This is a genomic window from Pontibacter burrus (genome assembly GCF_010686685.1).
Classification (GTDB): Bacteria; Bacteroidota; Bacteroidia; order Cytophagales; family Hymenobacteraceae; genus Pontibacter; species Pontibacter burrus.
The window spans coordinates 167,206-192,542 of the sequence record NZ_JAAGWD010000005.1 but is presented as its reverse complement, the minus strand read 5'-3'; the positions used below and the strand labels follow the sequence as shown (position 1 = coordinate 192,542).

Sequence of the window (25,337 nt, the reverse complement as noted above, 5' to 3'; positions counted from 1 at the left end):
AATATTACAGGTCGCTTTTTCCGAATAAATTAACTTAAGATAATAACGGTAGAAAAGTGGCTTAGTCTGTACTACTTTTTGAAATTCTCTTTCGCATTCTGCTTAACGAGACGGCAGTAATGCCCAGGTAAGTGGCTAAATGGTATAAAGGCACCCTGTCAAATAAATCGGCTCTTGTTTCCAGGAGCTTCAGGTAGCGCATTTCAGGACTCAGGTGTTTAAAGTTGTCGAAGGAAACCTGGTTCTGTACGAGTAAATCACCGTTCATTTGCATGATCATTGATTCGAGCCTTGGCAGTTTTTCGATCAGTCTTTTATTCCTTTCCGTTGATCCAATCGCCACGACACAATCTTCCAGGCAGGCTAAATAATATTCAGAGGGTTGGTTTGTGATGTAACTTACCGGCCTGATCGATTGATTTTCGGTATAGAATTCGGTTGTTTTTTCTTCCCCGTCAATGAGGTAATAACTTCTGATGCAGCCTTTTAATACGAAGTAACATTCTGTGGCAAATTCGCCTTCCGATAACAAAACTGTTCCCTTTTTATAAGACTTTATCAGGTTCTGTTCCTTGATAATATTTACTTCCTCTGCAGTAAGGGAGATATAACCAGTGATAAAGTTTATTATTTCGTTTTCCATGTTTTAATGGCTTTAGGAAGCAGTTATTGAGAATTGTGGATTTTCAAATTGGAATAGGATAGCGTTGAAGCATTGGCGATGTGGCCGTATTCATTGAGCGGCTGGCTGTATATCTGCCGCCCCGTCATATTGCCAATGCATTGTTGTGCGTTCGAGTTGATCGGTAAGGCTCCTTAGCAAACGAAAATATAAGGATCACCAAACGCCTCGCCTGTGATTGGTTACCCATCTGTGCATACCCAAAATGTTCAGTTTACTCATGGTAGCGAAGCCGTACCAGCTTTTTACCTTATCTGAGAACTTTACATTCCGGTATAGCTGATCCCAGCCTTGGCCCTGGCGTACCAGATTTAATACCTGCTGGTGAAGGTCAACCATGTAGTCTCTTTCGTTTTTAATTGTCTCCAATGTAGCGGGTGTATAGTGGCCGATGTCGATATAATCCACATCCTGTTTTAAAACCCAGTCGAGTGTTTCTATCCAGCCATCATAATAAAAGTCCAGAAAATCATTATAGGGCATGGTGTTGGATTGCCCGACATCGGTCAACTGAAGGGCTTTGTAAGCAGGGAACGACACGACCGACATGCTGTTGGAATGGCTGGGTGCAATGTGATGAAGGACCACCGTTTCGCCACCGAGCTTTATGGTCAGTTGTTTTTCATACACAATATCGGGCACCGCTATGGGAAGTTTTTCGCCAATAATGGGTTCTAACCCGTTTTTTTGGATGATGACCTTTGCCCCGTCCTGCTGAAAAATCTGAGAACCTCCTGCATGGTCGTAGTGCGCATGGGTCAGAATGACATATTTTACCTTTACTTTGAAACGCTTTTTAATTTCATCATTCAGCCAAATGGCGGCGGGTGTTAAAGCGGGGTCAATCACAATAGCTCCTGCCTTCGTGATCAATACAAGGCCGCTGTGTAGCGATGGAATGGTATCGTTGGTGTGCCGGTAGAGATTGCCCTTTACCTGCATAAGCGATTTTTGCAGGCCCGGGTTGGGTTTCCCGTAAACATCTTCAAGCACCTGCCGGTCCTTGTAAAGCGATTTATTCACATACTCTGCTCCAACTAATGTGTCTCTGTTCTGTGCCAATCCAACAGAAGCAAAAACAAGGAATGCCATGAGGCAAAGCGGAAATGAACTATGTCTTGTTACCATTTTTAGCGTTTTCTAGGCTTGTTACTAACTTTACGTACAACGGTTAGTACAGGCTGTGAGCGAGGCGAAGCCGAGTATGGAGCCTGTGCAAGGTTAGCGGCAGGCTTTCTACTTATTTTTATGCTCTTGAAATTCTGAACCAATTGTGGGCGTTACCATTCAAGTCGAACGTCTCGATGAATGTTAATCCCACTTTCTCTAAAACCCTTCTTGAAGCGCCATTATTCACATCTACCATAGCGTAAATGTCCTTTAACTTCAGTTGCTCAAAGCCGAAGTCTATTGAAGCTTCAGCGGCTTCTGTTGCATAACCGTTTCCCCAGAACCTTTTAATAAATCTATAGCCTAAATCATAGAAGTTAGTATGGCAATTGGTAGTTTCCTTTACATACTTCAGTCCTGCCCAACCTACGAAACAATTTGTTTCTTTTTCAATAACAGCCCAACGCCCTATCCCGTTTTCTAGGTACTGTTGTCTTATAAACTCAATTGCATTTCTTGATTCTTCAATTCGCTTGATAGGCTTGTTTCCCAGATATCTGTGCACTTCAAAAGCAGAGTCAAGTTCAAACATGCCTCTATCATCAGAAGGTAGTAACTCTCTTAATAGAAGCCGTTCCGTTTCAACAAATATTTGCATGTTATGTCCTTGAATTCTTACTTAAGTTTACCGCCAACGGTTAGTATATGCAAAGCCCGTAGCGCAGCAAGGGTTTTGTATATACAGTGTTAGCGGCTGCCATATTACTCTCGAAGGAATTATAATTTTCAATTAATCTAATGGATTACGTATATTCCATATCTCTCTCATTTTTTTGATTTGTTCTTTTGCAAGTGCTGATGTTTTACCTTTTGGAACTCCATTTTTTTTATACTTATGTTTTAACAGGTCAAAAAGTATTTTATTCCAATTAGCATCAAAATCCATATTTGGAACTTCAATTAGAACACAGCCATGAGTTTTCTGCTTGGATTCATCCCTGAATATAGTTGATACTTTGTCACCCCTTTTTCCTACCTGTAAAGTAAAGGCTCGTGAGTGGATAATACCATCAACGACGACATGTCTATTAGGCATTAAGAACTCAATACCAAACACCATTTTCATCGGTTTTAGAAAAATAATATTTAGTAAAACCGATTTTGGCTTACCAAACATTGTGTAAGGAAGTGACCATTGTAGTTCAGTATCGCCTGGTGGAGTATGATTATGCAACTTGAGTAATTCTGCAACTTCAACATTATCTTCAATGTCAATCATAACAGACGGAATAAATCGTCCTTCCCCAATTAATGGGACTGACATTCCTCCGTCAGCAACCACTTGAAAAATTGGATAATCAACCCGTTTTATTTTATTAAACATTTACAAGCTCTTTAAGGATAAAAGAATCAACGGCTTGAGTGTTTCCATAAGTATCTGTAATCTTTATTGAATATTTTTCTATGCGAAACTCTTTAAATACTGTCGTCGGTTGCTCAAAGATTAACCATTTAGATTGCATACCCTTTTCATCAATTCTAATATCGTTCGCGAAAATAGTGAGTGATTTGTTAGAGATTAAGTTTTGCAAACATTCATCATGAGCCATAATTGCCCTGGCTACAGAATGGTCTGTTCTTATGTATTCAACTTCAAGGTCAGCTTTGAAAGAACTTTTACTGTCCGACTTATTTAAGATTGTAATATGAAATAATAAAAATTTTCTCCTTTTATCGTCCTTTGAGGACTATCTATAACTGTCTATTAAATACAATGTAAAATTTGCTTGTCTGTCCTGATAGGTTTGTCCTGAGATGGCTAATGCTCTTTTTGCAAAACGACTACTTCTAAATGCTGATATGGCAGATAAAACTGCAGCAAGTGCAGCCAAAATTGTCCAATTACTTACTGAGGGTGCGGTATTTGATACTACTTGTAAAAATATCATGATGGAGTTAAATGCTAATTCTTGTTTTTCTATTCGAGTAAATTAAGTACTGTAAAAAATGGTTGCCGCTAACTACTGGATATACGACAACATACACTTATCTGCACTATAGCTATAGTTGCGAAAGCTCATAGCCATAGTTTACTTAACAAGATAAAGCAATTATTTAATAGCACAAACTATAGTTTGTCCAGCTCTTTCCAGCGCATGCGGTAGGCGTTCATGGCGGTTTGGCCCAGTTTGGTTAGCAGCCTATAGTTTACGATGGCCCCGACAGGCGCGCCGATGATGGGTACAAGCTGTGCCATTTTTGCCAGGTCAATGTAGTCGCGGTATTCCTGCTGAAAGCTGCGCCAGTTAAACTGGTTTATGTCGTCGGGGAGGTGTAGTTTTTGGGTTTCCCAGTCAACCATTTGCAGGTACACATCGCGGCGGTGCTCGTGGCTGCTAAAAGCCAACTGAAAGATGTGCAGCAGGTACACGCGCTCTTTGTAATCCGAAGCATCGAAGCCATACAGGGCAGCGATCTCGAAAAGCAGCTTCATTTTAATCCCGAACAGCAACGGAAAATCGGCCAGACCCAGCAGTATGCCGCCGGCTCCAGTTATACCTCCCTCGGCAGCAGCTGCGCGCTTGTAAAACTCAATGCGTGCCTGCACCAGGTTTTCCTGTAGCTGCAGGTTCTGGGCATCTGCCGGGGCTTTGGTAATCAGGCCGGCCCCGAACAGGGTGCCACGCGTCATTTGCTTTATTGCTGTGGTAATGGCATTGTGTATTTTGTCGGGGATGTAACTGTTTATTTTGTGCTGCGCTTTGCGGGCTAGGCTGTTGAAGAAGGTAGGCTCGCGTTGCATCTGGTTTTGCCAGTCGCGGAGCTGGTACAGGGCCCGTTGCGTGTAGTAGTGGTCGGAGAGAGGGATTGCCATGTTGCTATAGTTGTCCTGCTAAACTATAGTTTTATACTTAATCGGCACAACTATAGCTGTCTTATAGTTAGGTACGCTACAAAAGAAGTTGGTTACAGCAAGTCAGGTGAATCTCTGGGTAGCTTTTATCTTGGTCTGGATATAAAAAAACAAACCGCTACAGGTAACACCCGTAGCGGCTCATTTAAGTAAACAGGAAAAAAGTTTTAGGCCTGCTTCACGAGCTGAATCTCGCAATGCAGTTTAATTTCGTTGCTAACTACAACCTGACCAGCTTCAGTTACAGCATCCCAGGTAAGGTTAAATTCTTTGCGATTTACTTTACCATCTACCGTAAAGCCGGCTTTGGTCTGGCCATAAGGGTCTACTACAATGCCGCCATACTCCACATCAAGCGTAACGGGCTTGGTTATGTCTCTTATTGTAAGATCGCCGTGCAGTTTATAGTTGTCGCCGGAACCTTCAAAAGACTTGCCTATAAAGCGCAGCTGCTTAAACTGCTCGGCATTAAAGAAATCATCAGACTTCAGGTGCGTATCGCGCTGGTCGTTGTTTGTGTTGATAGAATCAATATCAGCGGTAAACTCGATGCGCGATGCTTTTGTAAAGTCTTCGTCTTCTGTTTCCACTTCCAAGTTAAACGACTTAAAATAACCCGTTACAGTCGTGATCATCAGGTGTTTCACTTTAAACTGAATTTCGCTGTGGGCCGGGTCAATAATCCATTTTGTAGTAGCCATAGTTTATTGTTTTAGTTTTTTATTAAGTGAGTTAATTAATTTCGTTACACAAATGTACAAACATTTAATGTATATACATATAAAAGCTTGAAAAAGTTTCTATAGTTGTACTAAAGCAGCAGTGAAAGGGTTTAAATCTTAGAAATAAAGTAGCGCAACTATAGGTTAAGGCAGGTTTTGGATGATTACCTATAGTTTATAGTTGGTGGATGGATTAAGTGAGCTATAGTTGCCGGAAACAAAAAAGCCGCCGGAATTTGCTCCGGCGGCTCTCTTTATAGTTGTGCTATGGCTTAAGCATGCTGTTTGCGCTGCAGTGCTGCCACTTCAAGTTTCAGTTCTTCGGCGCGGTTCATTTCGGTCTGCATTTCGCGCTTCAGTTTCAGTTCGCGCTCGCGGGCAGCCTTTTTATATTCGTTAAATTCGCTATCTATCTCGTCAAAAGCTTTCACTTTTTCTACGGCTGTGCGCTTGCTGCTCTTGTATTGCATCATTACAACGGCCAATACAATCAGCAGGGCAACTATAATCACCGAGTTCAGGATTACATAAAACTGCTTCTGCATGTCTATCCCGAAAAACGAGATGTTGTTGATCAGGTGCTGGCTTTTCTGAACTTCCTGCTCTTTGCGGGCAGTTTCTTCGGTAAGGGCTTTCAGCTGCTTTTCCTGTGCTGCTACGTTTGCACGGGCATCTATCAGTTCCTGATCGGCACCACGGCGGGCATCAGCCAGTTTTTTGCTTATTACCTGCAGGCTGTCGTTCACGCTTTTATAAAAAGAGTCGAGCGTTCTGACATTAACTACCTTGTACTGCTGGCCGCTTTCATTATAAGAGTTTGCCTTGTTTTTCAGGGCGTTGTACTGGTTGGCCAGGGTGTTTTTGGATGGCGCTGTTTGCTGTGGTGCGGCAGTTTGCGCCTGCACAGCCGTGAGCATCATCACGAAAACAAGAGATAAAAAGGTCGATTTCATGGTAAGATTGATTTAGATCCGGATGCTATACCGGAGTAAACATAAAATAAAGTGCAATACTGCGCAATTAATTCGCAGCTGATTTAGTGTTAAACATTACTTAAGCCTAACCCCTAAACAGGCCTGTTTATTGTAAAGCTATAGTTGTTTTGCATCTGCATCACACCTGTAACCTGCACGTACCTGTTTGATTAAGAGTAAGTTTACGAACTACATAATCCAAATTTAACCGATATAGTTCCTTAAAAACAGGTTTAGGGCATAACAAAAGCGCCATTTTGCTCACACTGCAATTGATCTAAAGCCTGCTGCAAAAGTGCAAACTATAGCAGTTTGCAGTATTCCCGCTACGTCGCCTGTTCCAACTATAATTATAGAAAGCCTGAAAGGTAAGCGTTCTTAAATGTAATTAAAATGTTGGTATATCCGTATGCAGTGTACACGCTGCTATAAAAAGGTAGCTTTAACCAACCCGGATAAACTATGGATTTGAATAATATAAATACCGACGATAACCCCGATGTAATCCTGATAGGGGCAGGAGTTATGAGTGCGACACTGGGGATGCTACTGCACGAGCTGCAACCCGACCTGAAAATGGAACTTTACGAACGCCTGGATGTGGCTGCCGCCGAAAGCTCTGATGCCTGGAACAACGCCGGCACGGGCCATTCTGCCTTCTGCGAGCTGAACTATACGCCCGAGCGCCCCGACGGAACGATAGATATTTCCAAAGCCGTAAAAATTGCAGAGTCGTTTGAGGTGTCCAAACAGTTCTGGTCTTACCTGATCGAGAAAAACCAGGTCAAACTCCCTGATTTCTTCATTAACAGCATTCCGCATATCAGCTTTGTGTGGGGCGATGCCAATGTGCAGTTCCTCAGGAGAAGATATGAGGCGCTGACCCAATGCAACCTGTTTAAAGGCATGCAATACAGCGAGAACCCACTGCAATTAAAAGAATGGATGCCGCTGGTAATGGAAGGGCGTACTAACACAGATAAAGTAGCTGCTACCCGCATGGAGATCGGGACGGACGTAAACTTTGGCGCCCTGACGCGTCGCATGCTGCATCGCCTGGAAACAAACGGCATAAAACAGTATTTCGGGCACGAGGTTCGCAAAATACGCAGAACCAGCACCGGCTACTGGCGCCTGACTGTAAAGGATCTCAGAACAGGTGATAAGCGCAAGGTGTTTTCTAAGTTCGTGTTTATCGGGGCAGGAGGCGGCTCTCTGCCACTGCTGCTGAAATCGGATATACCGGAGGCCGAAGGTTTTGGCGGTTTCCCGGTAAGCGGGCAATGGCTCAGATGCACCAATCCGGAAATCATTGAAAAGCACAAAGCCAAAGTATACGGTAAAGCCTCGGTTGGTTCGCCGCCCATGTCGGTGCCGCACCTCGACAGCCGCTTTATAAATGGCAAAAAAGAACTGCTCTTTGGGCCTTATGCCGGCTTCTCTACCAAATTCCTGAAAAAAGGCTCTTACCTGGACCTGGCACGTTCTATCCGGCCAGACAACCTGCGCCCCATGATCTCTGCAGGCATCAGGAATATCTCGCTCACAGAGTACCTTATTAACCAGGTGCGGCAGTCGCCGGAAGACAGGTTGCATGCCTTGCGAGAATACTACCCGAACGCCAGCCCCGACGACTGGAAACTTGAAATTGCCGGGCAGCGTGTGCAGGTAATAAAAAAAGGACCTAAAGGTGGCGGCGTGCTGGAATTTGGTACCGAAATGGTGAGTGCTGCAGATGGCTCGCTGGCTGCGTTGCTGGGAGCATCGCCGGGGGCTTCTACCGCTGTTTCGATTATGCTGAAGCTCATACAACGCTGCTTCCCGGCACAGGTGGCCTCCGAGGAGTGGCAGCAGAAGCTGAAGAAAATGATCCCATCCTACGGGCAGTCTCTGTCCAAAGATGCGGAGCTGCTGCAGCGCGTGCGCGGCTGGACCAGCGAAACGCTGGGCCTGCCACGCATTGGAGCAAACTATAAGCAGGACGCCGGGCAACAGGTAGCATAAGAGGCTTAATGGTTATAGTTTTTAATATATATAATTTTAAATATTTGATAATTTAGATGTTAGCTCTGCGAGAGTTATAATGTGCTAACTTTAAAAGCCTTATAGCGTACTACTTTTGCTAATGGGAGTTATGCGCCGCGCGTGCTATAGCTCTTGTACTTAATGCCGTTTAAATGCCATCATCAGAGAAACCCACTACTACCAGCTTTAACCAGGAAATATTTAATGGCGGTGGCGAAATGGGCAGCCACATGCGGGACTATGACTGGAACGACCATCCCCTTGGCAATCCTGATCAGTGGTCGCACAGCCTGAGAATATACATCCGGACTATACTCAATTCAGCTTTCCCAATGTTTCTGTGGTGGACGGATTCGTTTTATATGTTTCATAACGATGCCTACCTGCCGGCATTGGGCAACAAACACCCCAGAGCCTTGGGCAGCAGCGCACGCGACATGTGGAGCGAGATCTGGCATCAGGTGGGTGTGATAGCGGAAAATATTTATTTGACCGGGGAAAACTTTTATGCAGAAGACCTGCCTATTTACCTCGACCGCAAAGGCTTTATAGAAGAAACCTACTGGACCTTTTCCTATAGCCCTGCTTTTGATGATGACGGAAATATAGCCGGTATTTTATGCTCATGCAAAGAAGTATCAGCTACTGTAAAAAACCAGCGCCGTCTCAAAACCCTGAAAGATGTTACCGAGACCCTCACCATGGTGCATACCCTGGAGGAAGGCGGCGAGCAGGCCTGCTCCATCATGAGCGAAAATACCAGCGATGTACCGGTTTGTGCCATTTACCTGATGGATGTCCCTAATAACGAAGTACGCTTGCTGGGCCAGTCGGGCATTATGCAGAGCGGGGAACAGTTGCAGAAAATCATAAACCTTGACGTACCGGAAGAGTCGGGCCTTTTCAGGGAAGTATTAGACACGCGGCAACCTGTAGTTGTAAACTATAGTTTACTGGTGTCTGATAAAGCTATTCTGACAGAAGAACAGGAAGAGCTCAAAGTCGCGCTGCTGCCCGTTACCCTTACCGGAACGAGCCAGGTAGTAGGCATGATCATGGCGGGCATCAGCCCGAAGCTCAGCTACGATACCAGCTACAAGGATTTTCATGTGCTGCTGATGCGGCAGATCGCCATTTCTTTTGCAAGTGTAAATGCCCGCCACGAGACTGAAAGACGGCAGGCCTACCTGAACGAAATATTTCAGCAGGCGCCAGTGGGAATCACTATTCTGCGTGGCCCTAACTATATTGTAGATCTGGCAAACCCTGGCATTTGTGAGATATGGGGAAAGCGATATGAAGACGTGATTGGCAGGCCGGTGCTGGAAGCGCTGCCTGAGGTGGAAGGCCAGGGGATAAGGGAACTGCTGGATGGCGTGTTCAATACCGGTGTACCATTTGTAGCTAATGAGCTGGCTGTTATGCTCGACCGTAACGGCACACTGGAGGAGGTTTTTATCAATTTTGTGTACCAGCCCATGCGCGATGAGGAAGGCAACGTGACCGGTATTATTGCGGTGGCTATTGGCGTAAACGAGCAGGTGCAATCGCGCCGTAAACTGGAAACGATGAACCGGGAACTGCTGGCCACTAACGCAGACCTCGATAATTTTGTTTACTCTGCCTCGCATGACCTGAAGGCGCCTATTTCCAATATCGAAGGCCTGGTGCGCGCCCTTGAAGAATATCTGCCGGATGAAACAGCTGCTTCTACTGACATTCAAAAAGTACTCAGGCTGATCCAGAACTCTGTTGACAGATTTAAAAAAGCCATCTCAGACCTTACAGAAGTTGCCAAAATACAGCGTGAAGATAGCACGGATGTAGGAGATGTTAACCTGAACGAGATCATAAGCGACACCCTGCTGGACTTTGAACCGCTTATTGCTGAGAAAAATGCTGAAATAGAAACCTCGCTCTCGCCGGAAGCCGAGATTGAGTTTTCAGCAAAAAATATGCGCAGCATTGTGTACAACCTGATCAGCAATGCTTTAAAATACAGCTCCTCTGAAAGGGAACTGCACATCCGGGTAAGTACAAAGGTAGAACCTGACTTTGTAGTGTTAACCGTTGCCGATAACGGGCTTGGGCTTAACCCCGCCGATAAGATTAAAATCTTCTCGATGTTTAAGCGCCTGCACGACCACGTGGAGGGTTCGGGTGTTGGTTTGTACATTGTGAAGCGGATCGTAGAAAACGCCGGCGGCCATATAGAACTGGACAGTGAGGTTGGCAAAGGAGCCACCTTCCGGGTATACTTTCCCAACATTAAAAGCTAAGCTGTAACGATCACCACCCAGCGTAATGCGGCGTAACAAAAGCCAAACTATAAATTAAAGTAACTGATTGCCAACTATTAGGCCGTAACTATAGTTGCAGATGGAATTATGCCGGGGTGAGCATGGTTACTATTATACCTGTTTTGGTCAGAAGTATAATTTAGCGTTTCTTTGCAGCCACATGCAACTGCAGATCACATCTTTAAATTCGGGGAGTAACGGCAACTGTTATTACATCGGTAACGAGCGCGAAGCTGTGCTGGTGGATGCCGGTATTTCGTGCCGCGAAACCGAGAAACGCATGATGCGCCTGGGCCTTTCGATGCGCAAGGTAAAGGCTATTTTTATTTCGCATGAGCACTCTGACCATATCCGGGGTGTAGCCATGATTGCGAAGAAGTATAGCATTCCGGTTTACATTACCCCGGATACACAGCACTATGGCCGCCTGAGCCATGAACCGATTACAGCGATCTCATTTACCGCTTACGAGCCGGTGCAGGTAGGTAACCTGACTATAACAGCCTTCCCGAAGTGGCACGATGCCTCGGACCCGCATAGTTTTATGGTGAGCTACGAAGGCATAAACATTGGTGTATTTACAGATATTGGGGAGCCGTGTGAGCATGTGATCAAACACTTTGGCCAGTGCCATGCCGCTTTTCTGGAAGCGAACTACGACGATGGCCTGCTGGACAGCGGCCGCTACCCGTATTACCTGAAGCAACGTATCCGCAGCAAACACGGGCACCTCTCAAACGAGCAGGCGCTTAACCTGTTTACCGAGCACAAGCCGGCATACATGAGCCATGTGCTGCTTTCGCACCTATCCAAAGACAACAACAACCCGGGAATGCTCAAGCAACTCTTCGACCTGAATGCCAACGGTACAGAGATCGTAATTGCATCGCGCTACCAGGAAACCCCCATCTATACCATCACTAATTCGTTTAAGCCCATAAAGCACTTTAAAGGCGAGCAATTGCAGCTACTATAGTTACAGAACTATAGTTTGTTTGCGCAGTTGTGCTATCAGTTCCAGTCCCTGGTCCCAGAGCCCGTACCCGGACTTCGGTTCAATGTGACCAGCGTTTTTTAGCGTGACCAAATCACTTCCCCAGCAATCAGCAAAATATTTAGCGCGGCTATAGTTTACCACATGGTCGTTGGTGCTGGCAACAACTATAGTTGGGAAAGGCAGCTTTTGCAGCGGCAACGGACTGAAACCGGTAATATATTTGGGGTAATCCTGGTTGTCTACATCGCTTGGGGCTACCAGCAAAGATCCTTTAATAGTTTTACCAAACCGATGATACCAGTTAACGATGGTGGCACAGCCCACACTATGCCCGATCAGCATCACCTCATGCAGGTCAAACTTTTGTAGTTCCTGCTCTAGGCGGGCAGTCCATTGCTCGCAGTCGGGTTGTTCCCAGTTGCTTTGGTTGATGCGGTAAAACTTTTCAGGATAGGCTGCTTCCCAAAGGCTTTGCCAGTGATTGGGTCCGGAGTTACGGAGGCCAGGGATGTTGATGTTCATAGTTTATAGTTTAAGGGCTAACTATAGTTTTGGCGCTAACAAAAAGCCCCGGCAAAACTTTCTGCCGGGGCTTTTCTATAGTTAACAATTTATATCTTTCGTCCGACCTTATGGCCTTTGGTGGCATAATACCAGATAAACAGGTAACATGGCACCATCATCCAGTAGGCATGTTGGGTGTCGGTTGATTCGGCAAACTTACCATATACCAGCGGCAGAATGGCGCCACCGGCAATACCCATAATCAGCAACGACGAACCGATTTTTGTAAAACGGCCCAACCCAACTATAGCCAGCGGCCAGATGGCAGGCCACATCAGGGAGTTTGCCAGGCCAAGAAGTGCAATAAATAATACCGAAGTATAGCCGCTTGTTAAGATAGCACCCAACGAAAACAGCACGCCAAGTATAGCCGAGATCTTGAGCGCAACATCCTGCTTCAGGTATTTAGGGATCGTGATGATACCGATTACATAGCCTACCAGCATAGCGCCCAGAGTAAACGAAGAAAAGAACTTGGCATCTGTCAGCGAAAAGCCATTCTCCATACCATAGCTGATGATTGTGTCCACAGCAATAACTTCTACGCCTACATACAGGAACAGTGCCAGTACGCCCAGCAGCAGGTGCGGGAATTGCAGCACACTTGTTTTACCGGTATTAGCCAGCGCCACGGTTTCATCTTCATGGTCGGTATCTATTTCCGGCAAGCTGGACCAAAGTACCAGTACTGCCAATATACCCAGGGCCACGGCCATAAAAATGTATGGGTTTATCACGCGGTGAGCCAGAGCATTCAATTCAGCAGCTTTCTGCTCGACGCTCATGGAGTTTAGTTGTGCTACCAGCGCGTCCAGCTCGCTTGCATCCGAGAAAATGAAGAAACCGAGCACAATTGGAGCAATAATACCGCCAACCTTGTTGCAGATGCCCATTACGCTGATACGCTTGGCAGCACTTTCGGCAGGGCCAAGAATGGTGATGTATGGGTTTGAGGCCGTTTGTAGTAAGGCCAGTCCGGTGCCCTGCACAAACAGGCCCAGCAAAAAGTAACTATAGGTACGCTCTGTGGCAGCCGGTATAAACACCAGGGCACCAAGTGCCATGACGGCAAGCCCGGCAGCCATGCCTTTCTTAAAACCGATCGCCTTCAGCACCCAAGCCGATGGAATGGCCATCACGAAATAGGAGATGTAGAACGCGAAGGTTACAAAGTACGACTCAAAAATGGTGAGTTCACAGGCAATTTTAAGGTAGGGGATAAGTACCGAGTTGAGCCATGTAACGGAGCCGAAAATAAAGAACAGCGCACCAATTATGTAAATGGCACGGGAATCATTACGCTTCTCTAACTCCTGAGGCATTGCGAATTCAGTTTTAGCAGACATAAATAAGGTTGGATAATGCTGTTCAAGATAAGCGAATTTTTAGAAAAATCAGCTGTTTGAGCAATAGCACTATAAAATAAAGAACAGGCTGTATCTAACCTGGAAAGCTGTAAACTATAGTTTATACCTGCGATGCGTAAAGGGCAGCATGCTTAGGTCAGCGGCAGGTTCAGGAATTCGCCGTTTGTGATGTGGTAAGCCCTGCCTTTGGGCAAAACATGCAGTACCAGGTTCTCTACACAGAGTAATTCCCCTTCCTGTACAGTGTTATAGTTGTTCTGTAGTATTTTGCGGCCATCTATCACGATGACAAGCCCCGAACCTATGGTTTCGATGTAGTTGTTGTGTGTGATCAGTACGCCTGTATCCTCGCCAAGCCCGATGCCGATATGAGTCGGGTTGGCTGCAATTGCCTCGATGAGTCGTGGAATACGGCGGCGGTTCACAAAATGGGTGTCGATGATAATGTGCTCCAGCAGGCCCAGGCCACTCGTGAGCGAGACCGTGCCTTTCACCAGAGGATGTCCTTCCAGGGAGCCATTGATCATAATGCCGGACAGTGCCATCGCGCCGGCGCTCGTGCCTGAGATCAGGAACTTGTCTTCGTGCAGGTACCTTTTTTTCAGGATCTGCAACTCCTCTGTTTGCTCAAATACCTGCATGATTCTTTGCTGGTCTCCCCCCGAAAACATGACTGCATCTGCAGCACTGAGCCGGTCCAGATAATCAAGCCGGCCGGTATCACAGGAGCTTTGGATTGGAAGGACCCCTACATTGTCGCAGCCTAGTCGCATAAAAGCTTCTGTATAAACCTGACCAGCTTTTTCAGGGAATTGCGTGGCGGTGGTAACAACCTCTATGCGGGTGCCAATGCCATGCAGCTCATCATGGATACGCTTTAGAATGCCGTTGTTGAAGGCTCCCTGAACAGTGGATTCCAACGCTTCAGGGGCTGTTTGGTCCCCTTTGTTCTCGTTGCCGCCAATGGCTACTATTTTTCCTTTAGGTGTATGCATAATGCTGAATTCCAAATTGGTAACCAGAGTAAACTATAGTTGCTGCTGAACTAAAGTTTTACATTCTTTAGATAGTACGTAAGGCGTAAGGTTACTCCCGCGCAACTATAAAATAACTACAGGTTTCGGATCAGGTCTTTCAGTTTGCGGGCATCCAGCACAGCATTGCCCAGAATGGTGTTGTTAAAGAACACCCATACTTCCATGTCATCTTCCAGCCAGTCTTTCACCATGTAAGCGTAACGCTCCAGTTTCTCATCGGAGTAGGCAGAACTATACATTCTCTCGTCGCCGTGCAGGCGCAGGTAGGCGGTGTTGGTAGTGGTAACCTCTATGCCCGGAAAACGCTTGCCGGCACTGGCCATCACGGTTGTGATCTCGTAATCGCGCAGCAGGTCCAGCGACTCGTCGGTAAACCAGGAAGTGTGGCGGGCTTCCAGCGCAAAAGTCTGCTTGGGGTACTTTGCGCGAAGTGTTCTATAAAAATCTTCAGCCACGGGCCTGTTAAACCTGAAGCTGCCGGCTATCTGTACCAATACCGGCCCCAGGCGCTCACCCATCAAACTATAGCTGGCCATAAATTTATCCAGGGGCGCTTCAATGTCCTCAAACTTGCGGTTATGGGTAATTTCCTGGTGCAGTTTTGGCGCAAACTTAAAATAGGAAGGAGTTGTGCTCAGCCACTTTTCTATCGTTTTGGGCATGGTAAAGTGGTAAAAACTATTGTTTATCTCGGTCGCGTTAAACTCATTGGCATAAAAAGCCAGCCGGTCCGCAGACTTCAGTTCGGGTGGGTACAACACTTCGGGCCAGCGGTAACTCCAGCCCGACGTGCCAATGTAGAGGTTCGGAATCTGCTCCATCAACTATCGTTTTAGGATGGTTTATACGGCTTTTTTGTACAAAAGCTTGCAGTTATAGTTGTTGTGGCCTTACCTTTGCAGCATCTTTATCAGAATTTATAAAGAAGAAGGGAGAGAGCAGGCTCTGAGAACTTCTAGCAACCCGCAACTATAGTTGATACGGTGCTAACACCTGCCCATTTTTTGGGACCTATAAATTAGTACACATGAGCTTACAACACACTTCCCCGGTTTTACACCTGTTTTATAGTTTTAAGGCAATGCCCGTTGCCTGTATGTGTTGTTGCTGTTGTTGCTAACTCCCGGCTTTATTCAGTTTTAACCCTTACACCCAGCTGGTGTAACACACTTCATTGGGCTTAGCCCGGTTTTCACTTTTATTATTTTATGGATCAGATTAAAAATACCGGCGGTTTAGCGCTGGTGCCTTTCTTTGTATTTGTATTCACATTTCTGGGTGCAGGCATACTGCTGAACGATTTTTATGCTCTGCCATCGCCGGTTGCGGTAATGTGCGGTATTGTGGCCGCATTTGTACTATTAAAAGGAAGCGTTAACGCCAAAGTAGATGCCTTTATCCGGGGTTGTGGCGACTCGCAGATCGTAACCATGTGTGTGATCTATCTGCTGGCCGGCGCTTTTGCGATGGTTGCCAAAGCCATTGGCGGTGTAGATGCTACGGTAAATTTAGGTTTGGCTTACATACCAGTGCAATACCTGGCGGTTGGTGTCTTCCTGCTGGCTTCTTTTCTTTCCACTGCAACAGGTACCTCGGTGGGCTGTATTGTGGCGCTGGGGCCAATTGTGGTAGGGCTGGCCGACCAAAGTGGCTCATCGCTTCCTATATTGCTGGGGGCGCTGCTGGGAGGTGCCATGTTCGGCGATAACCTTTCCTTTATATCAGATACAACCATTGCCGCTACCCAAACACAGGAGTGCAGCATGAAAGACAAGTTCCGGGTAAACATCTTTATTGCCGGTCCAGCAGCTATAGTTACGATTGGCCTGCTTTTATTAGCCGGATGGCAAAACACGCCAACACAGGATGTACTGCCCGCAACACAGGACATCAATTTCCTGAAAATAGCACCTTACCTGCTGGTGCTGGGACTGGCGATGTATGGCATAAATGTTTTTGTCGTACTGGTGCTGGGTATACTGGCATCAGGTGCCGTAGGCATGATGGATGGAACGCTGGATCTGCTGCTTTTCAGCAAAAATATTTACGAAGGCTTTACCGGCATGACCGAGATCTTCCTGCTCTCGATGCTGACCGGCGGACTTGCCGAAATGGTGAAGCGTGCCGGCGGTATTCAGTTTTTGCTTAATAAGGCTAATTCGCTCATCCGGGGCTATAAATCTTCGCAGGTTGGTGTAGGGGCGCTGGTAGCAGGCATTAACAGCGCAATTGCCAACAACACGGTTTCTATAGTTGTAGCGGGGCCGGTTGCCAGGGAAATCAGCCAGAAATACCAGATCGATAACCGCAAAACTGCTGCCCTGATCGATATTTCTGCCTGCTTTGTGCAGGGGCTGCTTCCTTATGGAGCACAGATGCTCATTATGTTGAGTTATACCGGAGGTGCTGTAGCATTTACAGAGGTATTGCCTTATGCCTGGTACCTGTACCTGCTGCTGGCCTTTGCGCTGGTTGGCATTTTTACGCCACTTGTGGATAGAGTACTGGACTTAAAAACTACCACCATACCTGTTCGGAAAGCAGTTGCAAACTAATCAGGCCTTCTTCAAAACTATAAAGCCACCTCAGATATGAGGTGGCTTTATAGTTATAGTTAGCTGTGGCAGGCTGTTAATTGTATGCATTAAAAAGCCACGCCAGGGCATCGTCTTCTTCTGTAAAGACCTTCGTTAAAGTATGTTGTTGCCAGTCAGGTAATTTTTCGAGCTCATTCAATGTGCGCGGAACATCCATCATGGCCAGGCTTTCCAGTGTATTAAGCCGGGCAAATCTGCGGAGTTTAACCTGCGGCAGAAGCTGCGTTACCAGTCGTATCAGCCAGTTCTGGTCGGCAAGTTGCAGGTAATGGATGGCACGCGAATCACTTAACCAGTAATGGCAATGATGCGCAATAGTCAGGTCGGCAGCTTTGCTAAAGCCTTCCCTGAACTCGTCGCTGCTCGGGTGGCGAAGCCAGAGTACGCGAATAAACTTTAAGGCGGCTTCCAGTTCAATCCGGATGTAGCTGCTCTCGAAAACAGGTATAAGCTGTAGCTTAAGCAAGTTGCTGGTCGGTTGTACGGTCATCGTTTTTAGTTTTGGGAAGATGAAATAGTCAACCAGTCAAGTGCTTCAGTTTCTGACAGGAAGTATTCTGACACATGGGAATCATAAGACCGTCGGATACGCTCATTTACAGTCTCGCTGGCAAGCTGCTGCATCACATCCGGTGAGCTAACTACTGCCAGGTATTGCAATTTGCTGCGCGATAAAAGCTCTGCAAACTTTTGAGCCAGCCATGTCTGGTCCTGTAGCGTGAGTATACCCATTCGCTGGTTGTTTACGAGCCCTAATTTTGCCTCATGCTCTATCAGGGCGCGGCAGGCTTTCAAAACCCCATAACGAAGCTCCCTGCTTTGCACTTTTCGGGTCCAGCGGAGGCAGATCAGGCTTTGCTGCGGGTTAACTGTAACTTCCATGAAATCTGTGCTGCATCTGATCTCCTTTGCAGGCTCCGGCGTTTTTACCGCAACCGCTAATTCGGGAGTTGCTGCCGCAATTTTACGAAGCGCTTTCAGGCTGCTGTGGAGCGGTATCTGAATGTCGTTACTTGTGCAATCTGCAGCTATAGTTTCTGTAAGCCAGGTCTTCGCTTCGGTATAACTCCCGAAAACCTGTACATCTGGCAAAAGCTCTGTGTTGTCCTGTGTTATATAATTATGCACATGCAACTGCGAGTTATTAGTTGCCAGCACCTGCGCACTGCGTTTGAATGTGATGTTCTGCAATGCCTGCTTTAAAAATTCGGTCGTACTCTTCTGAACCTCCGCCGACGGTACTCCTAATTTTGTGAAATCAAACAGAATATACTCAGCGCGTAAAATGGCAATACATAGCCCGGTATAGCGTACCAGCTGGCGGTATTCCTGATTACTTACGGGGCGCTGCCATATTGCTTCAAACAGCTTTGTTACAGCATTATAGTTCAGCTTTAAAGCTGGCACCAGTTCCAGCTGTAAATAGCGCTCATTCACATTGGGCAGCCCCCTGCCCTTAAATTGTTGTTCTGTTTGTGGGTTTGTTTCCAAAGTATATTGCATAATAACCTAAGCGCCGACTGGGTCGGTAATGTAAACAAATTGATTCTTAGTTATTTAGGTGCTGTTAAGTGTACAAGTCTAACTATAGGAATTGCTTAGAGGTTCAATGGGTTTTACTAATTCTTTAAATAGTTATAGTGGTTGTGTTGCTGTTCCGTTTAATCAGTGTTTTTGACTGCAGAAGTATAACTCATATTGAGTGTTAATCCCTGCAAAAAAACAGGTGAAAAAATGGGAGTGTTTTTTTCAGCGATATAAGTATTGCTTAATTGGGCTTAATGCGCCTTTAGTAGCTCTGGAGCAGGTTATTTATACATAACGTGCTAATATTCTGAATGCTGGATACTGTACTTTCTCAGGAAAAGTATTTGCCATTTTGCCATAAACGGAGTTATTTTGCAGTTGATGACAGTACCAGACACGTTAAAGCATTACGTTGGATTACCTTTGTTTTGGGTGATGCTGATATGGGCTGTCTCGGTGCCAGGCTACGCAACAGAAGGTGAGCATCACCTTCCGGAAGCCATTTCTCAAAGCGCGCCGGTTACAATTTTTAGTGCTTCCGGCAACTATAGTTTAACTGATGAAGGCGATGCTCCTAAGCAGGATATTGGCCTGTTCCCTGATGCAAGTGTTTCCTTAGCACGCCTCAAAGTACAGCAGCCTTATGTTCCCATATTAGCAAGTCCGCTTTCATGGAATATCGCTGTTCTGGTGAATGTAAACCGTCTGAAAGTGGCGATTTCAAACTATAGCCTGTCGCAACAACTAACGATTTCAAACTTACCCAACGCACCCTAGGCAGCCCAATTGCTGATCATAGTGCGTCTTTCTTAAATTTCACTTACTATAGTTTCAGGTGTGCTGGCAAATGCAGGTGCACCATTTTTTCCGATCAACCGGCTGCGACATATGTATCTCTGCCTGCTTTTAATTACCTTATTATCATGAATTCTACGCCCTTACCGACTCTCGATACTTCCTGGCTAACCGACCAACTGGTGCAACTGGGTCTACATGCTGTTGCAGCTGTGTACCTGAATATGTTGTTGCTTTTGCTGGCAACGGTTCTGCTGTCCCTGTTATCTGGTTTTATAGCACGAAAAATAATGGTGGGTATGCTCCAGAAATTTGCAAGTCGTACCACTACCAGCTTCGACGATTACCTATTGCAAAATAAAGTGGTACTGCACCTCTCCAGAATTTTTCCGCTAACTATAGTTGTATTAGCCATACCAGTCATCTTTGCTGATTTCAGTGGCTGGATTGCACCGCTCCTGAAGCTGACGGACGTGTATGTGGTGCTGTTGGGCATCTGGATCATCCGGTCTGTGCTACGTACCAGCCGCGACTACCTGAAAACCTTTGATTCCCTGAAGGATAAGCCCATTGATAGCTTTACGCAGGTACTGACCATCTTTACCTTTTTTATAGGCGGCCTGATGATCTTCTCGTTACTAACAGGCAAACCTTTATGGACCTTTATTACAGCTATGGGAGCGGCATCGGCCATTCTCCTGCTGGTGTTTAAAGATACCATTCTTGGTTTTGTAGCCAGCATTCAGGTATCTACCAACGACATGGTACGTATCGGCGACTGGATAACAATGGAAAAATATGGCGCAGACGGCGATGTGGTAGAAATTAACCTGACAACTGTAAAAGTGCAGAACTGGGATAAGACCATCACCACGATCCCGACTTACTACCTGATATCTGATTCCTTTAAGAACTGGCGTGGAATGCAGCGCACCGGTGGCCGGCGCATCAAGCGCTCTATTCATCTGAAGATATCGAGCATTAAATACTTATCTCCGGAAGATGTTGCCAGACTAAGTAAGATACATCTGCTGAAAGATTACCTGCAGGAACGACAGCAACAGATAGACCGGCATAACAAGGAAAAGGGCATCGACAAGACCTTGCTCATTAATGGCCGTAACCTGACCAATGCAGGCGTTTTCAGAGCTTATGCCAGCGCCTACATTGCCCAGAACGAGAACGTACACAAAGAGCTGACCATGATGGTTCGCCAACTCGAGCCTACAACCACGGGCATGCCGATAGAGCTCTACCTGTTCTCGAACGATGTGCGCTGGGTGTACTACGAAAATATTATGGCCGATATTTTTGACCACCTGCTGGCAGCGGTACGCTATTTCGATCTGGAAGTGTTTGAAATGCCTGCCTCTGATGACATGCGCCGCCTGAGCGAAGCACAAAACCTGGTTACAAGGGCAATACCGCCACTGGAAACATTGCAGAATTAACAACCTATAGTTTAACAAAACGCTTAAAACGTTCTAAAAGCAACGGATGCACTTACCACATCTTATCACCGATCTGGGTTTGATACTGGCGGCTGCCGGTGTCATGACTCTTATTTTTAAGAAACTGAAGCAGCCTTTGGTGCTCGGTTATATTATTGCCGGTCTGCTGGTGGGCCCGCACGTGGGCCTGTTCCCTACTATCTCTGAGCCCGAGAACATTACCATCTGGGCTGAGATAGGGGTGATTTTCCTTTTATTCAGCCTTGGACTGGAATTTAGCTTTAAAAAGCTGGTAAAGGTAGGTGGCGCGTCTACCATCATGGCCTTTGTAGAAGTAATCTCAATGCTGTTGCTGGGCTACCTTACCGGTAAGTTACTCGGCTGGTCCACTATGGACAGCATCTTCCTGGGCGGTATTCTCTCTATTTCTTCCACTACCATTATCATCAGGGCGTTTGATGAGCTGGGCGTTAAGTCGCAGCGCTTTGCCAGCCTGGTGTTCGGGGTGCTGATTGTAGAAGACCTGGTTGCCATTTTGCTGATGGTACTGCTGTCTACTGTTGCGGTAAGCCAGCAGTTTGCCGGTGCCGAGATGGTAACTGCCGTACTGAAGTTGGGTTTCTTCCTGCTGCTTTGGTTCCTGGGCGGTATTTTCCTGATCCCGACATTCCTGCGCAGGGCCAGCAAACTGATGAATGACGAAACGTTGCTGATCGTGGCGCTTGGCCTGTGTTTGCTGATGGTAATACTTGCAGCGCAGGCAGGTTTCTCTCCGGCACTGGGCGCTTTCATTATGGGCTCTATCCTTGCCGAAACCACGAAGGCTGAGAAGATAGAGCACTTGATCACATCTGTTAAAGACCTCTTCGGAGCCATCTTTTTTGTATCGGTGGGTATCCTGATCAATCCTGAAACCATTATTACCTATGCCGGTCCAATTGCCCTGATAACGGTGGTAACGCTGGTGGGTAAAACGATAAGCATTGCAGGTGGTGGCCTGATTGCAGGACAGGGAATCAAAACATCGGTACAATCGGGTTTAAGCGTGTCGCAGATAGGGGAGTTCTCCTTTATTATTGCCACGCTGGGCGTTACCTTAAATGTTACCAGCGATTTTCTGTACCCGGTGGCAGTGGCAGTATCCGCGATCACAACGTTTACCACACCGTACATGATCAAGTTCTCGACACCGGCCTACCAGTTTGTAGAACGTATTATGCCGGCTAAATGGAAGCGTTCTCTGGATGAGTATAGTTCAGGTGCACAGGTAGTAAGCAGCACCAGCGACTGGAAGCGGTTGCTGCAGTCTTATGTGATCCAAACAGTAGTATTTTCTGTTATCATTATTGCTATAGTTCTGCTATCAGCCCAATTCCTGAATCCGTTTATTACAGAAAATGTAATCAATGGCACTACAGGCAAGTTAGTAACTACAGCTGTTACACTGGTTTTCATGGCGCCGTTCCTGTGGGCGCTTGCTGTGTACCATCCGCTAAAAGAGGTGCAGGGCCGCTTATGGGCTAACCGCAACTACCGCAGCCTGATCATTGTGATGGAGTTTGTGCGCATCGGTATTGCCGTGTTGTTTATCGGGTTTCTGTTGCACCAGTTCTTCCCGGTGCAGGTTTCTATCGTTGCAGGCTTGGTTATTATCATGCTGCTGGTTATTTTCTCTAAACGGATCCAGAGCTTTTACATCCGCATCGAAAACCGTTTCATGTCTAACCTGAACGCCCGCGAGATTGAAGAGGCCAGCCGCATGCACCACACGCTTACTCCATGGGATGCACACCTGATCCGTTTCGTGATACCATCGGAAGCTGGGCTGGTAGGCAAATCGCTTGTGGACCTGCAGGTGCGCGAAAAGTATGGCGTAAATGTGGCCGTTATAGAGCGGGGCAACCGCACCATTACGGCTCCTACACGCAACGAGCTCATTTTTCCGGGAGATGTACTGTATGTTTTCGGGTCGGATGAACAGATCGAATCCTTCCGCAGGTTTATTGAAGAAGAATGCATTTTGCCTGAAGTGGAAGGAGAAAAAGAAAATGTAGCGCTGCAGAAGTTGCTGGTGTCGGGTGGCTCAGTACTGTTAGGCAAATCGATACGGAATTCGGGTGTGCGCAGCCAGACCAATGGCCTGATTGTAGGGCTGGAACGTAACGGCGAACGTATTCCTAACCCGGACTCGGAGCTGATTTTTGAGGAAGGCGACCTGGTCTGGATTGTAGGAAACCCGGACCGGATACGAAAACTGGAAGCCAGTAGTATAATAGATGCAGTAGCCTAAACTATAGTTTGAAAGCGGGTCAGTGAAAACTGACCCGCTTTTTTATCAGCAATTGATAGTCTTAAAATATGACTGCTAAGTGCAAATGCTTTTTTATACTAAATTAGCTTTATGAAGCTAAAAAGCAGGCACTATTATATCCGTAAATCGCATCGCTACCTGGGTGTTGTACTTGGCTTACAATTCCTTTTCTGGACCATTGGTGGCTTATATTTCAGCTGGAATGACCTTGACGAAGTGCATGGCGACCATCTGCGCAGCGAGAAGCGGTATTTGCCTGCAGATTTAGCACTGGTGTCGCCGCAGGTAGTGCTGGATAGCCTTAAGCGTACACAGCAGATTGATTCTATAGCAACTATACAGCTTGTGGAGATTGTTGGCGAGCCGGTTTACCAGGTGCGCTATTTTGCCGGCAGCGCCACACATGCCGCTGGCGAAGCAGGTGGCCATGCGGGGGCAAATGCTACCAACCAGAAAGTGCAGTTAGCGCGGGCTACAACCGGTGAATTACTGCCTGCCTTAACAAAAGAGGAAGCCATAGCAGTTGCCAGCAGCCAGCTTAAGGCACCTGTTAAAGTAGAGAACGTGGAATACCTGACCGAAGCAGGGGCACACCACGAATACCGCGAAAAACCGCTGCCAGCATGGGCCATCACGTTTAGCCAACCTGCTAACTGCACCGTGTATGTCTCGGCAGAGCTGGGTACGTTTCAGGCCATCCGGCATAACCAGTGGCGCATGTTCGATTTCCTTTGGATGCTGCACACCATGGACTACGAGAGCCGCGATAACTTCGGAAACCTGCTACTGCGGGTATTTTCTGTTTTCGGACTGCTGACGGTTATCTCAGGGTTTGTGTTATTTTTTGTATCATCTCCGCGCCGGAAACTTGCCAATAATTACCAGAGGGCAAACCGGTAACTATAGTTCAACTTCATCCCGATACACCTGTTCCCAGGTCCATCCATCGGTTTCAATTAACACTGTTAGCAGCGTGCGCTGGTCTTTGAGCCGATTCTGAAAGGTTGCTGCTATCGTTTCTTTGTTTTGTAGGGGAATGCCAGCTTCCAGCAACTCATCCAGCTCTGGCATGGGAGGTCGCTCGTCGGGTTTAGCGTCTTTAATGTACTCGCTTTTTACCAGTTGCAGGTATTGTTCCAGGGTGTTCTTCAGCATGGTAAGCTTAAGTTTATCGTTCACTTGCGGTTGCGCACTGTACTGCAGCAGGTAATAGGTTTCGGCAAGCAAGGCAACCCCCACTGATATAGAGAACTGGATGCGATGGTTATGAAAGTAGTGAATAATAGGATAGGAATGGTGGTGCGTAATGTGCTGCATCAGCATCTGGCAGATGGTGGTAGTGTTATCGTAAAAAGACGAAAAGTCTTTCCCGTTCCAGCTGTTGCGCAGTATCTGGTTGGGTGTGTGGCCCATGCTGCTGATATAAAAACTTAGTTTACTTTGGTGCTCTACTGCCTGCAGCACCGGTATAAAATACGTAATAGATGCCGTGATAGAAGCCAGCCCGGCGAAGGCTGTAATATTGGTAACAAGGCGCCAGAAATCGGTGGTTGGAATATAATCTCCCACACCTAAGGTAGAAAGGGTGTAGCCCGCATAGTATAGCTGCTCCAGCAGGTTTGCATCTGCATTAGTATTGCTGTTTTTAATAGCGCCTTTATCAGCCATCAACATCAGCAGCATACTGCCCCAGAGAGCAATGATCCAGGTTAGAAGTATAGTTACCAGTATAGCAGAGCCCACATACGATAACATCCTGGACCTTCCGTTTTTGCGGGATGCATACAGGAACAACATCCAGATGCTTCTGGCAATATGATTGGTAAGCGAACCTGCGCCGTTGGAGGATAATGTAGTTTTGGTGATATCCAGCGCAACAAGTATGAAAAGCAGGATGCCCAGCCCCAGGTAAATGTAATTCATACGGTATGTGTTAGGTGCGTTTGCTTAAACGCGGAGATGCG

General features: G+C 46.5%; 24 protein-coding genes and 1 riboswitch. Of the genes, 9 read left to right on the top strand and 15 right to left on the bottom strand.

From position 1 onward, the window contains the following. Positions 1–61: 61 nt before the first annotated feature. From GXP69_RS12445 to GXP69_RS12425, 5 genes are all read right to left on the bottom strand, one after another. Positions 62–643, bottom strand: coding sequence for a Crp/Fnr family transcriptional regulator (locus tag GXP69_RS12445; protein WP_163915398.1), 582 nt, complete (start codon positions 641–643; stop codon positions 62–64). A gap of 195 nt (positions 644–838) precedes the next feature. After that, positions 839–1,774 (bottom strand): MBL fold metallo-hydrolase, encoded by a 936-nt coding sequence (locus GXP69_RS12440; protein ID WP_204282015.1) that lies wholly within the window; start codon positions 1,772–1,774, stop codon positions 839–841. 154 nt (positions 1,775–1,928) lie between these two features. Beyond that, a complete protein-coding gene (locus GXP69_RS12435) occupies positions 1,929–2,450 on the bottom strand; it encodes a GNAT family N-acetyltransferase (RefSeq protein WP_163915396.1) in 522 nt (173 codons plus the stop codon). A gap of 132 nt (positions 2,451–2,582) precedes the next feature. Beyond that, complete coding sequence (locus GXP69_RS12430; RefSeq protein ID WP_163915395.1) at positions 2,583–3,176, bottom strand: hypothetical protein; 594 nt, start codon at positions 3,174–3,176, stop codon at positions 2,583–2,585. Continuing rightward, positions 3,169–3,402 carry a hypothetical protein gene (locus GXP69_RS12425; protein WP_163915394.1) on the bottom strand — a complete coding sequence of 78 codons (234 nt, stop codon included), beginning with the start codon at positions 3,400–3,402 and terminating at the stop codon, positions 3,169–3,171. The genes GXP69_RS12430 and GXP69_RS12425 overlap by 8 nt, the downstream gene beginning before the upstream one ends. Positions 3,403–3,607: 205 nt before the next feature. On the opposite strand from GXP69_RS12425, the gene GXP69_RS12420 reads away from it, so the two are divergent. Further along, positions 3,608–3,787 carry a hypothetical protein gene (locus tag GXP69_RS12420; RefSeq protein WP_163915393.1) on the top strand — a complete coding sequence of 60 codons (180 nt, stop codon included), beginning with the start codon at positions 3,608–3,610 and terminating at the stop codon, positions 3,785–3,787. A gap of 133 nt (positions 3,788–3,920) precedes the next feature. On the opposite strand, the gene GXP69_RS12415 is transcribed toward GXP69_RS12420, so the two are convergent. The 3 genes from GXP69_RS12415 to GXP69_RS12405 form a co-directional block, all read right to left on the bottom strand. Beyond that, positions 3,921–4,667: an EcsC family protein gene (locus GXP69_RS12415; protein ID WP_163915392.1), complete on the bottom strand. Its 747-nt coding sequence runs from the start codon at positions 4,665–4,667 to the stop codon at positions 3,921–3,923. A gap of 206 nt (positions 4,668–4,873) precedes the next feature. Next, positions 4,874–5,407 carry a YceI family protein gene (locus GXP69_RS12410; RefSeq protein ID WP_163915391.1) on the bottom strand — a complete coding sequence of 178 codons (534 nt, stop codon included), beginning with the start codon at positions 5,405–5,407 and terminating at the stop codon, positions 4,874–4,876. A 293-nt stretch (positions 5,408–5,700) separates the two neighbouring features. Next, the gene (locus GXP69_RS12405) at positions 5,701–6,381 is read right to left on the bottom strand and encodes a hypothetical protein (RefSeq protein ID WP_163915390.1); all 681 of its coding nucleotides are present in this window, start codon (positions 6,379–6,381) and stop codon (positions 5,701–5,703) included. A gap of 483 nt (positions 6,382–6,864) precedes the next feature. Here GXP69_RS12405 and GXP69_RS12400 point away from each other — a divergent pair, with 483 nt between their 5' ends. The 3 genes from GXP69_RS12400 (at position 6,865) to GXP69_RS12390 (ending at position 11,703) form a co-directional block, all read left to right on the top strand. Beyond that, entirely contained in the window at positions 6,865–8,406 is a 1,542-nt protein-coding gene (locus GXP69_RS12400) for a malate:quinone oxidoreductase (RefSeq protein ID WP_163915389.1), read from the top strand. Between the two features lie 173 nt (positions 8,407–8,579). After that, entirely contained in the window at positions 8,580–10,706 is a 2,127-nt protein-coding gene (locus GXP69_RS12395; protein WP_235925696.1) for a PAS domain-containing sensor histidine kinase, read from the top strand. Between the two features lie 181 nt (positions 10,707–10,887). After that, positions 10,888–11,703 (top strand): MBL fold metallo-hydrolase, encoded by an 816-nt coding sequence (locus tag GXP69_RS12390; protein WP_163915599.1) that lies wholly within the window; start codon positions 10,888–10,890, stop codon positions 11,701–11,703. Here GXP69_RS12390 and GXP69_RS12385 read toward each other — a convergent pair whose 3' ends face one another. From GXP69_RS12385 to GXP69_RS12370, 4 genes are all read right to left on the bottom strand, one after another. Further along, positions 11,704–12,246: an RBBP9/YdeN family alpha/beta hydrolase gene (locus GXP69_RS12385; RefSeq protein ID WP_163915388.1), complete on the bottom strand. Its 543-nt coding sequence runs from the start codon at positions 12,244–12,246 to the stop codon at positions 11,704–11,706. 89 nt (positions 12,247–12,335) lie between these two features. Next, on the bottom strand, positions 12,336–13,634 hold the full coding sequence (locus GXP69_RS12380) for a sugar MFS transporter (protein ID WP_163915387.1): 1,299 nt from the start codon (positions 13,632–13,634) through the stop codon (positions 12,336–12,338). 152 nt (positions 13,635–13,786) lie between these two features. Then, a complete protein-coding gene (locus GXP69_RS12375; RefSeq protein ID WP_163915386.1) occupies positions 13,787–14,650 on the bottom strand; it encodes a cyanophycinase in 864 nt (287 codons plus the stop codon). Between the two features lie 116 nt (positions 14,651–14,766). Further along, positions 14,767–15,513, bottom strand: a complete 747-nt coding sequence (locus tag GXP69_RS12370) for a DUF72 domain-containing protein (protein ID WP_163915385.1) — start codon at positions 15,511–15,513, stop codon at positions 14,767–14,769. 93 nt (positions 15,514–15,606) lie between these two features. Continuing rightward, positions 15,607–15,712, top strand: a riboswitch (SAM riboswitch). Positions 15,713–15,900: 188 nt separating this feature from the next. On the opposite strand from GXP69_RS12370, the gene GXP69_RS12365 reads away from it, so the two are divergent. Further along, positions 15,901–17,247 (top strand): Na+/H+ antiporter NhaC family protein, encoded by a 1,347-nt coding sequence (locus GXP69_RS12365; RefSeq protein WP_163915384.1) that lies wholly within the window; start codon positions 15,901–15,903, stop codon positions 17,245–17,247. 76 nt (positions 17,248–17,323) lie between these two features. Here GXP69_RS12365 and GXP69_RS12360 read toward each other — a convergent pair whose 3' ends face one another. Together GXP69_RS12360 and GXP69_RS12355 are read right to left on the bottom strand one after the other, a co-directional pair. Then, on the bottom strand, positions 17,324–17,779 hold the full coding sequence (locus tag GXP69_RS12360; protein WP_163915383.1) for a hypothetical protein: 456 nt from the start codon (positions 17,777–17,779) through the stop codon (positions 17,324–17,326). A gap of 5 nt (positions 17,780–17,784) precedes the next feature. Next, entirely contained in the window at positions 17,785–18,780 is a 996-nt protein-coding gene (locus GXP69_RS12355) for a hypothetical protein (protein WP_163915382.1), read from the bottom strand. A gap of 414 nt (positions 18,781–19,194) precedes the next feature. On the opposite strand from GXP69_RS12355, the gene GXP69_RS12350 reads away from it, so the two are divergent. The 4 genes from GXP69_RS12350 to GXP69_RS12335 all read left to right on the top strand — a co-directional run bounded on the left by GXP69_RS12350 (position 19,195) and on the right by GXP69_RS12335 (position 24,273). Next, entirely contained in the window at positions 19,195–19,593 is a 399-nt protein-coding gene (locus tag GXP69_RS12350; RefSeq protein ID WP_204282014.1) for a hypothetical protein, read from the top strand. Positions 19,594–19,739: 146 nt separating this feature from the next. Next, positions 19,740–21,062: a mechanosensitive ion channel family protein gene (locus GXP69_RS12345; RefSeq protein ID WP_163915380.1), complete on the top strand. Its 1,323-nt coding sequence runs from the start codon at positions 19,740–19,742 to the stop codon at positions 21,060–21,062. 46 nt (positions 21,063–21,108) lie between these two features. Continuing rightward, positions 21,109–23,352 (top strand): cation:proton antiporter domain-containing protein, encoded by a 2,244-nt coding sequence (locus GXP69_RS12340; protein ID WP_163915379.1) that lies wholly within the window; start codon positions 21,109–21,111, stop codon positions 23,350–23,352. Between the two features lie 111 nt (positions 23,353–23,463). Further along, entirely contained in the window at positions 23,464–24,273 is an 810-nt protein-coding gene (locus GXP69_RS12335) for a hypothetical protein (protein WP_163915378.1), read from the top strand. Here GXP69_RS12335 and GXP69_RS12330 read toward each other — a convergent pair whose 3' ends face one another. Beyond that, positions 24,274–25,296 carry a potassium channel family protein gene (locus tag GXP69_RS12330; RefSeq protein ID WP_163915377.1) on the bottom strand — a complete coding sequence of 341 codons (1,023 nt, stop codon included), beginning with the start codon at positions 25,294–25,296 and terminating at the stop codon, positions 24,274–24,276. Positions 25,297–25,337: the final 41 nt, after the last annotated feature.